Raw genomic sequence first — 16,150 nt, forward strand, 5'->3', positions numbered from 1 at the left:
CAAGGGAGATGACAGTGCATACGTGCACTCACCCTGGGTGGTGTACCGGCATGAAAGCACGCATATTCCCCGGGCGATAACGACCGCAAGCGATTCAAAGGAAGAAAACCTGTTCTATTCCGCCCGGTATGTGAATACGGCAAAGGACCTTGTCGTATGCGACATGAGTTTTTCGATTGACGCCTCCAGGGCCGCGGACCGTCGGCTAATCCTGAAGCGCCAAATGCTTAAAAAAGCCATCGCCTACAGTTATTAGCCGAATAGTAACAGTTGAGTTATATTAAAGGAGAGTGTTTCACTGATGAGTTCTATTGATTTTGAACCAATGAAGGTATTTTATCGACTTGATAATGAAAGCACTTCACGGCGGCAGTACAGATATGAATTCTCGCATATTAGGCATCATTTACATGATCGGTTTTCTTTTCCGGATCACCGCAGGTGAGATAATTGTTACTACCGGGGGAGCAGTAATGGCTCCGGTTATTACTCCGGAAGAAACCGAATTCAAGGGCAGGCTTGATGTTCACATTTCCTGTGAAACCGAAGGTGCTGCTCTATTTTATACCCTCGATGGAAGAGAGCCTACCAGACGAAGTATCCGATATACGGGACCCTTTGCTATCGATTCTTCTGTGACCGTAAAGGCACGGGCATTTATGGAGGAATATGAGCAAAGCGATACTGTTGAAGTCCGGTATACGAATGTTGACCAAAGCGGCCCTTTAATTGTAAGAGCAATCCTCTTCCGGTCTGATGACGATAATCCAACGGCTGATAGTCTGCGGATCTATTTTGGTGAACCGGCCGTCTGGAATCCATCCGATCCGGTTAAACCGAATCGGATTTTCAGCTATTATCAGGCTGATTACGGCATGTTACAGTCTGCCTTGTCCGGGTTGAAAGCATCCGATATTGTTGTTGTTGACGATCAAAGTATAATCCTGATTTTTTCCAATGGGTATTCTCCAAAGCCAGAGATGGACAGCATAGGTTTTCTGGATACAACCGATTACATCGCCGACCTCTATGGCAATACGCCCCATGGCGGACCACCGGTGCCGGTGGAGCTTGCAAGCCGGAGTCTGTGGAAAGCAAGAATCGGAGTGGATACTTTGGCTATTGGAATGAATAGTCTGAAGATCAGGTTTGAAATCACCTCTGCAAAACCCCTGAGAAATGCATCGGCTACCGTGTATGATGCATTAGGTAATGTTATTAAAACCATGACATTTATCAACCAGCCCGAAATTTCCAAAATGTCTGCTGAATGGGATGGAAGCAACAGGGATGGTCGTGCCGTAGGAAGCGGCACGTATGTGGCTTTTATTACTGCAACCGATGAAGACGGACAGAGCAGTACACAGCGGCTGACACTAGGATTGCGAAGATAGGCCGGTTATTGTTCTTGAATCAGTTTGTGTACTCAATAGTGAATGAGCAGTGTAGAAGGTTGCATACTCTCACCATTTTGAAAACATAAAATCGCTGTAATGGGGTGAAAGAAGGCCATGGTTATGGGGCTGGGGCTCCCGTATCACACTAAATCTCATCAGAAAATTTTCGTTAGGATTCCAGGTCAGAGAAAAATTGACCGGCATATTTCTGAAATAATCTGTAGACTGAATATTTTCCGCATTGAGATTTGATGCCGATGAAAAGGTGGAGTGGATCGGAAAGCCGAAATTGAGATTGACCGTTACCGGCTGGACAAATTTATACTCCAGCATGGTGGAATACAGGCTCTGTGATTTAATGGAGTTCACATTCGATCCTGCGGCACCAAAAGAGATGCTGTGATTGATTTTCAGACGGTTCGGATCAAGAAGGCCCCCGCTGCCCGATCCTTCGGTATTGTAAGCATCTTCGGTTTGAGCAGAGAGCGAAAATGCCAGCAGGCTGAGGAGAAGTAGTGCTGTTAAAGCTTTGATTTTCATAGTGCACTCCCTCTTATTTAGAGTTCCTCATTAGTATACGTTTTATTCGGCGATTAATTTGCCAATATTATTATGTAGTATACTATTTTTTTCTGCAAATTGCCAAAAATATCAAATTATCTCTTTCAATACCGATGCAATGATTTTGATCCCTTCTTCGATTTTATCCTCGGGCGTGTGGGAAAAAGCGAGTCGTAAACAGTTGTTTCTTCTGCCTTCAGGGTCAAATGCTTTTCCAATAACAAAAGCTGCGCCCTTTTCTATGCACGATGACAATACATTGCTGGAGTCCACTGTTTCGGGGAGGATCAGCCAGAGATAAAAGCCTCCCTCAGGAACTGTCCAGGAGACCGTATCGGGCATAAAAGCCTTAAGTGCTTCAAGCATAATATCTGCCCGGCGCGCATAGCAGGGACGCAGTTCCTGCAGGTACGTCGATAATTTGTCCTGTACCATGAATTCATGGGCCAGTACCTGGGTAAAGGTGGGTGAACAGGCATCCATGGATTGTTTGGCCAGTTCGCATTTTTCGATTATCTCCGGAGGGCCAAGAAGCCAGCCGAGACGCATGCCCGGGCCCAGTATTTTTGAAAAAGAACCGGTGTAGCAGACAGGAAGCTTTTCCGGAGCAAGTGCCTTGATCGATACCGTCTTTCCCATGTCTTCATCATTGAAATACAATTCGCCGTAAGGGTCGTCTTCCAGGAGACACAGATTTTTGTTCGAAAGCCAGTGTATCAATTCTTCTTTTCTTTGTTTGCTGTAGATAATCCCTGCGGGATTATGAAAATTCGGGTTGATGTACAAGAGTTTTGCCCGGTCGGTGGATGAAAGATTTTTGTCAAGTTCTTTAATCACAATACCGTTTTCATCCAGCGGTGCGCCGATTATGCCGGCGCAATAGGATTTAAAAGCCGCGAGGGCGCCGATAAAGGACGGTCTTTCGGTAAGAACTGCATCGCCCGGATCGAGCATTACCTTTGCGATGATATTAATCGCCTGCTGAGCTCCGGTTGTGATTATAAGTTTGTTGGAATCCATCGGCATTCCTTTAGACCGGAGGTAGGATGACAGTGATTCGAGCAGGGGAGGGTATCCCGAGGTGGGGCAGTATTGAAAAGCCTGCTGCTTGCTGCTTTTGGGCAGCGAAGAAAAGAGTTCGGAAATGGTGTCCACAGGAAACAGATTGTTATTCGGCATTCCTCCTGCAAATGATATGATAGATGGATCTGCAGCCAGCTTCATGAGTCGTCGAATCTCGGAAGACCGCATGTTTTGAGCACAAAGTGAAAATGAGATCATTGTTGGAGCACCTCTATATATGGTTGCAAGACTTTGTCAGCTTCTGTCAAATTGGCGGCAGCTTGGTACGTGCTGTGCTATTAAGCCATTAGCAGCTTCCGGCCGTTCGCCCTTCGATTCGAACACAACAGTTGTATCCACATTGCCCCGGGGAAAAAAGTCGCCCACGAGGAGCAGCCAGGATGGTTTGAGTAGATCATTCACTGTTGAGTAAAGAAAGGATGTAACGGTCTCATGAAATGTCCCGATCATACGAAAGGAATTGAGATAGAGTTTCCAGGATTTCAACTCTATGCAACGTTTGTCGGGAATATAATATAATCCGATGGTGCCGAAATCGGGATAGCCGGTTTTGGGGCAAACACAGGTAAATTCAGGAAAAACGATCCTGATGACACCGGTTCGGTCTTTATGAGAGTCAAACGGGCACTCGAATGTTTCCAATGGCGGAAACAGATTTTGAGCAATTGCTTTGTCAAGTGGAATGGATTTTTTTGAAAACATAATGAATCAAAATATGAAATTTATTCAAGCGTATTATATTTTATAGAATCAGTACAGTTAATCTAAAAATAATTAAGTTACGTCATTTTAACCTACTATAATCTACAAGAGGAGGAAATTTATGGCACACAAAATTACAGATGCATGTGTTGCATGCGGTTCATGTCTTCCCGAATGCCCCGAAGAAGCTATCAGCGAAGGCGATCCGATCTACGTTATTGATGCGGATAAATGCACCGATTGCGGTACATGTGTTGATGCGTGTCCTTCGGAAGCTATAGAAAGCTAAATGTATATTACGAAATAATGTTCATTATTGTTGTGCCGGTCCGGACTATGCGGACCGGCATTTTTTTTAGAATTTCCTTTCTGACTTTATGATAAGCGACAGAACAATCCCTCCCATAGCATGGTAATAATTAGATCTTCAGTTCGCACTATATATTTTTCCTTGTCATTGAGTACTGCAATGTGGTAATCTTTTTTATATGAACCAACACATTATTCTCGTAGGGTCTGCTCCTCAACCTGATATCGAATTACTTCGTTCCACCGCTGCTGCGTACAACTTTGTAATAGAGCCATACGATAATACGGACTTTCAATCCCCGAATAATCTTCCCTGGGGATTCATCTCCTATCTTCCCTGCAAAAGAGAAACGATAGTTGATTTTCTATCGCGAATTCCGGTGGGGCTTGCTCAGGATATACCTTTTTTCCAGAATATTCAATCCGATTCCTATCCATCGTCATTTGAGGGTATTCCGATCTCCGGAGTCTTTAAAAGTCCCCTGACTTTTCTCGATGTCTGCAATATGATGACCATAATGTCGCAACAGGTTCCGGCGACCCGCCAAAGCCATAGTCTGGCAGAAGAGGTGATCCGGTACCGGAGAGAAAAAAATCAATTATTGCGAATCGGTACTGCCCTTTCATCACAGAATGATCCGGATATATTGCTCGATTTTATTCTTGCCGAAAGCAGAGCCGCAGTTGGCGCTGATGCGGGAAGCCTTTATATTCGGGAGCAGGTTGGCCCCGGCGGGGCGATGGGAAACCGGCTTCGATTCAAGATCGCTCAGAACGACTCGGTGGCTATGCAGGAAAAGACCCGCGAATTTACTATTCCAATCAGTGATAATACTATTTCAGGCTATGTAGCCTTAACTGGTGACATTCTGAATGTCGGAGATGTTTATCGTCTCGATGAAAGCGTCTCTTATAAATGGGGAAAAGGATGGGATAAGCGATTCGGCTATCGAATGAAATCGATGCTGACTGTTCCGCTGAAAAATCTTGGCGGTGAAATAGTTGGAGTGCTGCAGCTCATGAACAAAAAAGTTCATCCCGGCATCTCACTTACATCCTCTGATATTGTTGAAAGGGAGGTGGTTTCCTTTACGCATTCGGACGAGGAATTTGTTTTCTCTATCGCCGCTCTGGCTGCCGTTTCGATCGAGCGTGTTCAGCTCTATCAAAATATCCAGGCTATATTCGAAGGGTTCCTGAGTTCATCAACTGCTGCAATCGATGAGCGAGACAGGGTGACGGCCGGTCATTCAAAGCGGGTCGCGGGATATGCAATGGCCTTTGTCGATGCTATCAATGACCAAACTCAGGGGAAATATGCCGATATTTATTTTTCACCCGAGCGAAAGCGGCAATTTATCTTCGCAGCCCTCCTTCACGACTACGGCAAAATCGGTGTTCCCGAAGAGTTGCTGACAAAGGAGTGCCGCCTCCGGAAAGGGGAGATGGAGGCTATCGCAACACGTGCCGAAATCGTCAAGTTACATCTCAAATCGGGTACCCGCAGTCCATCATGGTCATCACTTGATGAAATAGATAAAGATCTGGCATTTATCGAAAAAATTAATAAAGCAGGTTTTTTGGCTGATGATGATTTCCGTCAGCTCGAAAAAATCAGAAAAAAACGCTACCGGGCTTACCACGAGGGTGAATTGCCCTTCATCACCGAGAAAGAATGGGAGCACCTGTCGATACGGAAAGGTAACCTTACTGCTACCGAGCGGGAGCTTATCAACTCTCACGCTCAGGCAACACGGCGGATACTTTCTAAGATCCCCTGGACAAAGGAACTCAAACAGATTCCCTCAATCGCATGTCATCACCACGAAAAACTCGATGGTTCGGGATATCCCGATGGGCTTAAGGGGGGGCAGATAGATCTTGAATGCAGAATTCTCGCTGTAGTAGATATCTATGAAGCCCTCGTTGCACAGGACAGACCCTACAAGCCTCGCATGCCTGCTGAAAAAGCAATCGCAATACTCCGTGCTGAAGCACAGCAGAATCATCTCGATTCGGATATCGTCGAGTTTTTTGTCGAAAAAGGACTCCATAAAATTTTTCTTCATGAAGTGGAGTGATTATTTTTAAAGGAAGGAAAGGGCTGAATCCCTTGGCCGAGACATGCCATTTTAATGTCCCTTGGTGTATTTTTTTCAGACTTTTACGTTTCACCTTTATCCCCGGAACACTATGTCAATTACTATCAAACGATTTATTGCAGGACCAATCGATACAAACAGTTTTGTGGTTTTCGATGAGGGACCACCATGTATCGTGATAGATCCATCGAGTGGTTGTGATGAGATTCTATCGTATATACGGGAAAATTCCCTTCAGGTAAAAGCCATTCTCCTTACTCACGCCCATTTTGATCACTGTATGGGCATCGATGAAATTAAAGGGGTATTCACTGATGCCACTGTCTGGGTTCATCTCGACGAAATACCTCTCTTAACATCACCCGAGTTCAATGGATCGCCCATGATTGGAAGAGAGTATGCATATACCGGAAAAACAGAGGAATTAAAAGAGGGAAAGCTCGTTTTTGATGATATCTCCCTTGAGGTATTGGCAGTACCCGGACACAGCCCGGGCGGATGTGCCTTTCTTTTTGAGAATTATTGCATTTCCGGTGACGCTCTCTTTGCCGGTTCCATCGGAAGGACCGACTTTGCAGGAGGTAGTTACACGAAGCTTATCGAAAATATAAAAACAAAGCTCCTGACCTTGCCCGATGAAACCATCGTGTTTCCCGGTCATGGCAATCGGACAACGATTGGACGGGAAAAAAGTCATAACCAGTTTTTGCGATGAAAGAGCTTCCCTTTCTCAATCAATTTCAAGCACATCTCCGTCTCGAACGGACCCTGAGTGACAACACAATAGAATCTTATCGGTATGATCTTCAACGGCTGTGTGGCTTTCTGAAACAGCAGCGAAAGGAGTCTGCCGCCGATGTTACTCCCGGTATTCTGTCGGACTATATAAAAGCGCTTTTCGATGTTGGATTTTCATCCAGCTCCATTCAACGCACCCTTTCGACGCTTCGGAGCTATTTCGGTTTTTTAGTGGCAGAGGATATTATTAAAGAAGATCCAACAGAGCTTCTTGAAGGACCTCGCATGAACCGTTATCTGCCTTCGGTATTGACGGTGGATGAGATTATGGGAGTGCTCGATGCCATAGATACCCGGAAACGATGCGGAATGCGTGATAAAGCCATGCTGGAGACTCTCTATGCAACAGGCATGCGAGTTTCCGAGCTGTCGGAAGTAGCCTATGAGCAGGTGCTTTTTGAAGAATCACTGATCCGTATCTTCGGTAAAGGCTCAAAGGAGCGAATCGTTCCTGTGGGGGAGATCGCTCTTCAATGGATACGTGGTTACTGCGATACCGAGCGTCCTTTTCTTTCCAAGCCCCACACCGACAGCACACTTTTTCTCAATATGCGGGGAACCGGTCTTTCGAGGATGGGAATCTGGAAAATCATCCAAAAGTACGTAATCGCTTCGGGGTTAAAAAAGAAAGTTTCTCCTCATACTTTCAGGCATTCTTTTGCAACTCACCTTCTCGAAGGTGGAGCGGATCTTCGTTTTGTGCAGGAGATGCTGGGACATGCCAATATCGTTACAACTGAAATCTATACGCATATCGATAGAGAACACCTGAAGGAAGTTCACCGTAGTTTTCACCCGAGGTTTACAAAAAAGAAGTCTTCCGACGTGAGGGAGGAGCATGACTGAAACCGGAGACCGGGAGAAAATCTTGTTTCCTCAGACATTCATTCAAATCCATTATCATAATAGAATCGGCGGTGTCACCAAAGTGATGGAGCATTATGCTGAAGCTTTCAATCGGTGCCGGCATAGTGGTGAAGCACAAAATATAATTATATGCAGTTTGATCGAGAGAAAAAACTGTTTTAAAAGCGGAGTGAGACTTATCCATGCTCCCGATTGCGATTACCATTCTTATCGTTCGGGAGTCGTGTTCGAGAAGTGTCGGAGGCGCCTTGTTTCCCTTTTGGTAAATATTATCGAAAATCATGAGCTGAAATTACCGGTTTGCGTCGTTGGACACAATATGACATTGGGGAAAAATTGTGCTCTGACGTCAGCCTTTGCGGAACTATGCAAAAAGTACCGCAGCCCCTCTTCGATGGTGCAGTTTGTTTCGGTAATTCACGATCTTGCCGAGGAGGGGCGGATGAGGATGCTCGATGAAATCGAACGGGTGGCGGGATTTCGAAAAAAATTCAAGTCCGAAATATATCCTGAAACCGGAAATGTACGCTTTGTTGTTTTAAATCACCGTACCGCCCAGGTGTTGAATACCGCAGGGGTAATTTCCCGGCAAGTGCCTAATCCGGTATTTCCACCTCCAATCGATACATCCCTGAGCCCCAAGGATAAGGAATATATACAAAATGCCCTTGTCAGGCTTGCAGCCGAGGATGCTACCCGATTTGATCCATCAAAAAGGATTGTTTTTTATCCGGTTCGGATACTGGGAAGAAAAAATGTTGTGGAATCCATCCTTTATGGGTGTGTAATGCTGAAGGCGAATCTGGTAATAGGGGGGACCGGGAAAACCCGGGCCGACATAAAGCTCTTTGACACCATAAAAGAATTTTGCAGGAGGAATGCTTTGACGGTTGTTTTTGATGTTAATCGTATTTCATCACTGCTTCCATCGTATATGAAATCATTACCGGTCTTTCCTCTCCTTATATCGTTATGTGATGTCTGTATTACCACTTCGGTTGCTGAAGGTTTCGGATATGCCTTTTTTGAACCCTGGCTTTATAACAAAGTTGTAACGGGCAGGAAAGCAAAAGGTTTTTCGTCTCCTGAAGCTTTTGATACTTCATTGTTTTATTCCCGACTGCCTGTGCCCGCAGAGTGGATATCGGCTGCAAAATTAAAGAAAAAGTATTTCTCGGCCCTGAAAAGGCATTACAGATTATCTGAATATGCCTCTTTTAAAAAATTTAGCGCCCACTTTGATAAAAAAATGCTTCAAACCAATACCCTGGATTTTGCCGAATGTGATATTGAAAACCAGCTGGCCGTTCTCGACCGCCTGCTGAAAGATCCTTATTCCCTTGAGCGGTTGAAGAATTCATTGGATAACCACCTTCAAAAATTACACTCTTCTCTATATTGCAGTATGATTGTTGCAGCGAACAAAAAGGCAGTTGAAGATGCATTATCCTATCCTGCTTTTATACAGTCATTTAAAAAGATTATATTAAACAGAAGAGCCGGGAGGCGATTGCTTGATAGACGAATTCCAGCTATCAAAGAATTCTTCGGTGACCTTCAAGAGTTTCGATTGTTACTTACACCGGATGCAAGAGTTTTTGAAAGTTAATTATTTATGTGTTCCATTTTTTCCTTGATTTTTCATGTGAATTATAAGATATTTAGGTAATACATAAGCTGGGAGGATGTGTGGCTAATACAACAAAACATGATCTAATCGCAGACGTTTCAAAAGTAACCGGACTTACCCAGGCAGATACAAAGATTGTTGTCGAAGAACTTCTTGATAGCATTTCCGAAATTCTGGAAGATGGTAAGAATATCGAAGTACGCGGATTCGGTACCTTTTACACTAAGACCCGCAAACCGCGTCCGGCACGGAATCCTAAAACCGGAGAAGTCGTTCCGTTGCAAAAAAGAGTCGTTCCGCTGTTCAAGTATTCAAGTGAGATGAAGAAAAAAATTGTAAGTGCGCTTAAAAAGAAAGAACAGCCGTCTTCATTCTAAGAATAAATCCTGTCTCTCACCCGCGACACACAGGATACACCTCCTACTAATTCATCTTCTCTCTGAAACATATCGCCTTTGGCCCCTGGTATGCAAACGGACAAGCGTTATCCTTTGTAAAAATATGAAGAGCGAGATTGGTGTATAAAGCCTTTGTGCTTTTTTGTTTGCCGAATCGAGCATCTTTTTTATTGACACGCTTATTCATTGAACGATATAATAACCTTTAAGATTTTTAACTTAAATTTTCGAAAAGGTGGTAGCGCATGAGAAAATTGTTTTCATGCCGGACGGTAATGCTGATTGGAATAGTTTCGATTGCCTACGGGCAGGATATCTCATTCGATTCCCTTTCTCCTGAAATTACTGCACCGGTATTTGATGCACGGTTTTCGATCGGATTTAATTACGATTTACTTCGTGCTCCAACCGATGTTTCCTTTGAATACCCGCGGGGCTATTTTGGAATAAATATTCCGATCGAACAGAGCGTCAATCCATTGGAAATTGCTCGGGTGTACAGTAAACCTGTCGATTCCGTCTTTTCCGATAGTGCGTTATTTACCGATGGTGAAGAATTAGCACCTAAATTCAGTGCCCGTCAGAGTCCCAATACCAGTTTTATGATTGATGTGCCCATGCTGGGCGGGGTATGCAGCTTTTCGAATATCGAAAATGTTTATCTCAATTATCTCAATACACTGGGACTTCCGAGCGCAAAGGCTGCCACCAGTATGCCTGATGATGGTATTTCCTTACTTATGCGTGGGGCAATCAATGTTCCGATGGACTTTGATATGTCCTGGGAAACTATGACATTCGGCTATGCCTACCGTGTGAACCGGGACCTGATTTTTGCCCTCAATCTGCACCGTCACGTTTTTATGTTCAATCTTCGGAGCAAGATAAATGTCGATATTTTAGGTTATGCCGATATCGATCAGGAAATGATCAGTTCACGGATTCCCTTGAACTATTCGCTTGGTGGCGCGGCAAGGGCAAACTATCTTGCCGAAGCCTGGTCACCGTCATTTGGAGTTAAGTACTGGAGATTCACGATTACTTCCCGTTTCGGTGTCGACACCCGTGCAGCAGGTTTCCTGGAAGCAGATTATACCTTGCCCTTTTTCATCGATCCCGAAACATTTGATGTCACACTCTCTCAGGATCAGCTTCTCGATCCAGCAGTCATAAGTCAATTGGAACAGAATGAAACGGTTAATTTCAAACATACAACCGATGATGACATGGCATGGAAAATGCCAAGCGGCCATACCCTGGCCTTTGATATCGTCCGTGATAAGTTAAACCTTTCTTACACCAAGGTTTTCGGCGATGTCAAAATGGAACTCGATTCGGTATGGCGGATTAAATCGGTTGATGAAGAAGATTCACTATCGGGGGGGGATACTTCTTACGTGAATCTCGATCTGGGAGTGACGGTAGATAATGTGATTATGCTCAGTGGTAAGTGGCGCAGTGCCTTTTTTAACCTGGGTGTCTTTACTATGGATTTTGCCTGGGATGACCAGGAGCATATCCTTGGGGATGCCGTTAAAACGGCGATTCCCGATGCTGCTAATTACATTCTTCTGGGTGATTCGCCGATGTTTCCGGTATTAAATTTCGGCTCCGCCCTGGGAACCAAGATACAGCTACTGCTGGAACTTGATGTTCTGCCTTTACTCGCTTTGAAAACAGGCGTATACTACTATTTCTAATTTGCAAAGTATTGCGAAAGGAATGATTGAATGAATGTGAAAAAATATATGGTTGGAGCGTTGCTTGCTGCTTCTCTATTTACCGCAACGGCTCAGACAACGCCGTATGTACTCATCGATTTTCCAATTTCCGCAGTTTCGGCAGATACGGTTATCAAGATCTCTTGGGCCGGAACCGACCGCATGGGAACCACGACGCCCGACTCGGGGGATATTTATTTCAGCCGCTTTCCCAATGGTTCGAGCATTGAAGGACGAAATAAGGTGGTGGTTAAAGGCGCTAATCTCGATGTCGATTATAACAGGCTGATTCCGGGCTCCGACCCCGAGCAGCGTATGATATCATTCCGTCCGGATTCGCAAGTCGATATGAATTCCGGGGTTTTTTATTATATCGTCGCATTCCCCTATATGAACCCTATTACTCAGCAGCCCGATACGTTATATTCAAATGAACTTCAGATGATTATCGAAACAAAGCAGGCTACGTCTCTCACTGAGCCGTCGGATTCTCTGATTCCCGATCTAACGCCAACCTTTGAATGGGAAGTAAATCCGGGGGTTCCTTATTATCACGTGATTTTATCGGATGAAAAAATCGTTATCGACAGTTCCGGGGGTGATGGTTTCGATGTTGAAGGACTCAGTATCGTATGGCAGGCAATCACACCAAATACACAGATCGTGTATGGCGCGCCAGACCCTTCAGGCACCATTACCGCAGCGCCGCCTCCGTTGTCACCGGGAAAAACCTATTCGGTTGTGATCCTGAACAATTATGGAAATCATCCGGCCTACACCTCGACTAGATTCGGTTTACCAAAGATTTTTACTATCGAAGGCGATCCTGATGACACTATACGAACCCCGATAAATATTTATCCAATCCAGGGTGCTTCAATCTCCGATGAAACTATCGAATTCAAATGGACCAATCTCGATCCAAAGACCAACACCTATAAAATTTATGCCTATGTCGCCTCTAATGATATTGAAGGAGTTACTGCTCAGATGGCGGTGTGGGATAACGAAGTTTCTGCAGGTGATTTTGGAAGCGACAGTACCGATACCGCTTCGGTGACAGTCGATGCCAAATATGTTCTGACAAAAAACCATTATACCTGGAAAGTGATTGCAGTAGACGACCGGGGCGCCGGAAAGGCCGGCGATACCACCGCGTTCGATTATGAATTACCTTCCGGTAAATTGAAAATAACTACATTGGAGCAGATTACTTCCGGCGAATCTTCGGTTAACAGCCCGGTGGGACTGGTGGAAATCAAAGTGGATGTCCTCGATGGATCTCTGGAGAATCCGCTTCTTTTCTATACCGATGATAATGGAAAGCTCAATCGCGACAGGCCAGTGGGGACCTACCGTATTACTGCAATAAAAAGCGGATTCAAAAGCGTTACCAAGACAGTGACCATTACCGAGGATGCCACCACCGATATAACAATTTATATGGAGCGTCCCGAAGCTACAATCTACGGATCAGTACTCGACAAGTCCGGCGCGGGAATAAATCTTGCAAAGGTATACGCCGTATCAGATCAAAACGACACGATCTTTGATGAAGCCGATAAATTTGGAAGTTTTGTGCTTACCTGCTATGAAGGAGACTGGGATGTCTGGGCGCAGAAAACCGGATATATCACTTCTCTGATGGAAGACACCTCTGTTTCCTATGGTCAGAATGTAAACTTCGGAAAAATTATACTTTCCAAGGTTCCCTTTTCCATTTCGGGTGTCGTGAAAAATACGAAGGGACAGGAAGTTATCGGCGCCAATGTGAAACTGTATAAAAATGATGTGCTGGTCGATGAGGTTCCATCAACACCCCAGGATGGTTCCTATGCCTTTTCGGTTGAATCTGGTACCTACAAAATTTATGCAACAAAGACCGGATTTGTGACTTTCTCCAAAACATATGATATTGTCAGTTCTCGTCAGGTAAATATTACCATGCAGGCCCGTGCTGCCGTTATCAATGGATATGTCTTCGGCAGAACGAGATCGGGCACCGATACCGTCTACAGTCCTATTACCGGAGCAAAGATCTATTTCAAAGAAAGCGGAGGAACAACCGATACGCTTGCCGCTACATCGGATGCAACATTCGGTGATTTCGAGATTAGTTTGACCAGCGGTAAAACCTATATCTACTGGGCTGTTGCGGATGGATATGTTAACGGGACCATCGATTCGATTGATCTTCAGAGCTCGGGAACTGTTGTCCTCAACGACACGCTTCGGGCCTATGCATCACTCAGCGGAACCGTTCAGCAGGTGGACCCCTCTACGGGGGCTGTTGTGGGGAAGTTGAGCAACGTTGAAGTCTCGCTTGTCAGTATAGCGTCCAATGACGTTGTCGGTTCGGCGGAAAGCGACCTGGACGGTGCGTTCGAAATTCTCAATATTCCCGATAATGAAGTCTATGTTGTTGCCGGTAAGGAAGGGTTTGTGGTTCAGGCGGTGACCCCCGAAGATACATTCAATATCGTTGATGGTGCTGCAGTCAATGTTCCAAGCCTGCAGATTGATATGATCCCCGGTGAAAAGACCATCGCCTGGTCGGTTAACCAGGGACAGGACTTAACCAGCACCATCAAGGTGCAATCGCCCATCACAAAGACTATGGCTCCGGACAGTACACTCAATAAAATCGGCCCCGGATCCTATCGGGTGGTTGTGGATGCAGTTGCCGATTCTATTCTCGACCTTTCAAAACATGTCTTTACTGTCCCCGATTCTGCCGACACCCATACCGAAAGCATGGTTTTGCCGGTAGTCCATACCATAAAAGATACGCTCCATATCGCCAACGACAAGGTTTCGCTGTCAATTAAATCTTCAATCGCCATAGATTCTGCATATCTGTATAAGAAACCGCTTTCTTCTATTGTCTATGATTCTATTGTCAAAACAACAGGCAGCAGTGAGTATGTTTTTGAGTTTATTCCCCAGGAAGATGGAACCTATCTTGAATACTATTTTGTGGTTTATATCGGAGAAGACCGCTACGGCTATTCTCAGGAGTCATTTCAGGCTTATGTAACCCCAAATAGGAAACTCAGTAAAATTGAAATCGTGCCGTCTACTGAAGATACGCTGCTCTTTCCTGCAAATTATCAGATATCACTCCGATTCAAGGGATACTACGGATCGTCGTATATCATCGATTCAACGATTGCATCGGACCCGGCAAAGAGCAGTCTGATAACCTGGGATTACAGCAATCCTCAGGGGTGTCAGCTTGTTCCCTCGCAGGGAATCACGACAACGGTAACAACTCCAAAAGCCGGACAGGTAGACACATCCAGAAGTACGATAACTATCGTAACGGTGACCGTCGATCCGTCGTTAATGAAAACCGGTGCAATCAATACGGCTTCATTTACCTTCGATATTATGAAATCCAATCTCGATAGTGTGGATGTCAAACGTATTGATCCGGGGAATCCTAATCCCATTACTACCGCCGAAGGAAACCGGGCTGAATTCGTTGCCAACGGATATGATACCCGGGGGAATGCGGTTGCACTAACACCCATATGGGCAATCAGCCCATCCTATGCAGGAAGCATCAACGAAAACGGCGCATTCTCGCCATCGTCGGATTTTGCCGGATGGGTATCCATCACGGCGATTGCCGGAGATACATCGGGTCAATATATAGTAGGGGAGTACAATTATAAACCACTCAATCCCAAGAAATCGGGTTTGCAGGTTCAAAAAGTTATTGTTCAGAAATCGACAAAGGACACAATTAATACGTTTCAAGGATGCACAATTATTCTTCCCGACAGTGTTGTGAGTGCAAACGAAACAGGGCTTCTGCAGGTGGGGGTTCCCAGTCTCACTAATCTGTTCGAACGAGGTGGGGAAGACATAAAATTGGTTGGAGAAGCCTATGATATTACCGAAGTCAATGGTGTCGCGCTTCCGGCAAAACCCGGTGACAGTATTAAATTGCAACTCGAGATTCCAATCTCTTTTCAGGAGAGAGCCAGGAAAGAAAGCAATTCCTTTTTTGTCGCCCGTTGGAACGAAGACAGCCTTGTATGGGATACACTGAGTAATTCTGTTGTTGCTGAAGACGGTATGACTATCAGTGCCCTTACTCCGGGATTTTCACGCTATGCAATTCTTGCTACACCGGCAAGCAAAAAGACTGCCGGGGTACGCATTTTGCCCAATCCTTTTTCACCCTACTATAGCTGGCAAAGTGATGAGTTTGAGGCCCTGCCTCAGCCACCCTCCGGTGTTAATGGCGGAACGTGGATAATCTTTACCCCCGATTACCGCGATAATTATGTGCAGGCCGATTTGCGAATATTCAATGTATTGGGCGATATGGTCTATTATGCTTCAATTTTGAATGTCACCAACGGTGATAATTATGTCTGGTGGGACGGCAGAAAATCCGACAGACAATATGAGTTGAAGTTAAGTGATCAGGGGTACTATTATCAAGCGGGTGAACTGATGTGCCGTAACGGCAGGTATATCGTGGTTTTAAGTATTAAAGATAACAGTGGCAAAACAAAGCATTTCAAAAAACAGGCTATCCTTATCAAATAGCATAGAGAAGAATCGGAGG

At 45.0% G+C, this 16,150-nt stretch carries 13 protein-coding genes; 10 read left to right on the top strand and 3 right to left on the bottom strand.

Features of this window, described 5'->3' with window-relative positions:
• Positions 1-22 precede the first annotated feature (22 nt).
• Positions 23-256, top strand: coding sequence for a hypothetical protein (locus tag GF401_03440; GenBank protein ID MBD3344097.1), 234 nt, complete (start codon positions 23-25; stop codon positions 254-256).
• An 88-nt stretch (positions 257-344) separates the two neighbouring features.
• On the top strand, positions 345-1,394 hold the full coding sequence (locus GF401_03445) for a hypothetical protein (protein ID MBD3344098.1): 1,050 nt from the start codon (positions 345-347) through the stop codon (positions 1,392-1,394).
• Positions 1,395-1,463: 69 nt separating this feature from the next.
• Here the strand turns inward: GF401_03445 and GF401_03450 are convergent, their stop codons facing one another.
• The 3 genes from GF401_03450 to queF all read right to left on the bottom strand — a co-directional run bounded on the left by GF401_03450 (position 1,464) and on the right by queF (position 3,743).
• On the bottom strand, positions 1,464-1,937 hold the full coding sequence (locus tag GF401_03450; protein MBD3344099.1) for a hypothetical protein: 474 nt from the start codon (positions 1,935-1,937) through the stop codon (positions 1,464-1,466).
• A 111-nt stretch (positions 1,938-2,048) separates the two neighbouring features.
• On the bottom strand, positions 2,049-3,239 hold the full coding sequence (locus GF401_03455; GenBank protein ID MBD3344100.1) for an aminotransferase class I/II-fold pyridoxal phosphate-dependent enzyme: 1,191 nt from the start codon (positions 3,237-3,239) through the stop codon (positions 2,049-2,051).
• Positions 3,240-3,275: 36 nt separating this feature from the next.
• On the bottom strand, positions 3,276-3,743 hold the full coding sequence (gene queF / locus GF401_03460; protein ID MBD3344101.1) for an NADPH-dependent 7-cyano-7-deazaguanine reductase QueF: 468 nt from the start codon (positions 3,741-3,743) through the stop codon (positions 3,276-3,278).
• A gap of 121 nt (positions 3,744-3,864) precedes the next feature.
• Between queF and GF401_03465 the strand changes: the two genes are divergently transcribed.
• The 8 genes from GF401_03465 to GF401_03500 all read left to right on the top strand — a co-directional run bounded on the left by GF401_03465 (position 3,865) and on the right by GF401_03500 (position 16,131).
• On the top strand, positions 3,865-4,032 hold the full coding sequence (locus GF401_03465; GenBank protein MBD3344102.1) for a 4Fe-4S dicluster domain-containing protein: 168 nt from the start codon (positions 3,865-3,867) through the stop codon (positions 4,030-4,032).
• 199 nt (positions 4,033-4,231) lie between these two features.
• Positions 4,232-6,133, top strand: coding sequence for a GAF domain-containing protein (locus tag GF401_03470; GenBank protein MBD3344103.1), 1,902 nt, complete (start codon positions 4,232-4,234; stop codon positions 6,131-6,133).
• Between the two features lie 112 nt (positions 6,134-6,245).
• The gene (locus tag GF401_03475) at positions 6,246-6,869 is read left to right on the top strand and encodes an MBL fold metallo-hydrolase (protein ID MBD3344104.1); all 624 of its coding nucleotides are present in this window, start codon (positions 6,246-6,248) and stop codon (positions 6,867-6,869) included.
• On the top strand, positions 6,866-7,798 hold the full coding sequence (gene xerD, locus GF401_03480; protein ID MBD3344105.1) for a site-specific tyrosine recombinase XerD: 933 nt from the start codon (positions 6,866-6,868) through the stop codon (positions 7,796-7,798). The genes GF401_03475 and xerD overlap by 4 nt, the downstream gene beginning before the upstream one ends.
• Positions 7,791-9,428: a hypothetical protein gene (locus GF401_03485; protein MBD3344106.1), complete on the top strand. Its 1,638-nt coding sequence runs from the start codon at positions 7,791-7,793 to the stop codon at positions 9,426-9,428. Before xerD ends, GF401_03485 begins: the two co-directional genes overlap by 8 nt.
• 80 nt (positions 9,429-9,508) lie before the next feature.
• Positions 9,509-9,826, top strand: coding sequence for an integration host factor subunit beta (locus GF401_03490; GenBank protein ID MBD3344107.1), 318 nt, complete (start codon positions 9,509-9,511; stop codon positions 9,824-9,826).
• Between the two features lie 266 nt (positions 9,827-10,092).
• Positions 10,093-11,547 (top strand): hypothetical protein, encoded by a 1,455-nt coding sequence (locus GF401_03495; protein MBD3344108.1) that lies wholly within the window; start codon positions 10,093-10,095, stop codon positions 11,545-11,547.
• 30 nt (positions 11,548-11,577) lie between these two features.
• Entirely contained in the window at positions 11,578-16,131 is a 4,554-nt protein-coding gene (locus GF401_03500) for a hypothetical protein (protein ID MBD3344109.1), read from the top strand.
• The last annotated feature ends 19 nt before the right edge of the window (positions 16,132-16,150 follow it).

Source organism: Chitinivibrionales bacterium (assembly GCA_014728215.1).
Lineage (GTDB): Bacteria > Fibrobacterota > Chitinivibrionia > Chitinivibrionales > WJKA01 > WJKA01.

Excerpts from the sequence above, each read along its gene's own strand:
- GF401_03450 (MBD3344099.1), bottom strand. The coding sequence starts at position 1,937 with ATGAAAATCAAAGCTTTAACAGCACTACTTCTCCTCAGCCTGCTGGCA.
- GF401_03455 (MBD3344100.1), bottom strand. The coding sequence starts at position 3,239 with ATGATCTCATTTTCACTTTGTGCTCAAAACATGCGGTCTTCCGAGATT.
- queF (MBD3344101.1), bottom strand. The coding sequence starts at position 3,743 with ATGTTTTCAAAAAAATCCATTCCACTTGACAAAGCAATTGCTCAAAAT.
- GF401_03465 (MBD3344102.1), top strand. The coding sequence starts at position 3,865 with ATGGCACACAAAATTACAGATGCATGTGTTGCATGCGGTTCATGTCTT.
- GF401_03470 (MBD3344103.1), top strand. The coding sequence starts at position 4,232 with ATGAACCAACACATTATTCTCGTAGGGTCTGCTCCTCAACCTGATATC.
- GF401_03475 (MBD3344104.1), top strand. The coding sequence starts at position 6,246 with ATGTCAATTACTATCAAACGATTTATTGCAGGACCAATCGATACAAAC.
- xerD (MBD3344105.1), top strand. The coding sequence starts at position 6,866 with ATGAAAGAGCTTCCCTTTCTCAATCAATTTCAAGCACATCTCCGTCTC.
- GF401_03485 (MBD3344106.1), top strand. The coding sequence starts at position 7,791 with ATGACTGAAACCGGAGACCGGGAGAAAATCTTGTTTCCTCAGACATTC.
- GF401_03495 (MBD3344108.1), top strand. The coding sequence starts at position 10,093 with ATGAGAAAATTGTTTTCATGCCGGACGGTAATGCTGATTGGAATAGTT.
- GF401_03500 (MBD3344109.1), top strand. The coding sequence starts at position 11,578 with ATGAATGTGAAAAAATATATGGTTGGAGCGTTGCTTGCTGCTTCTCTA.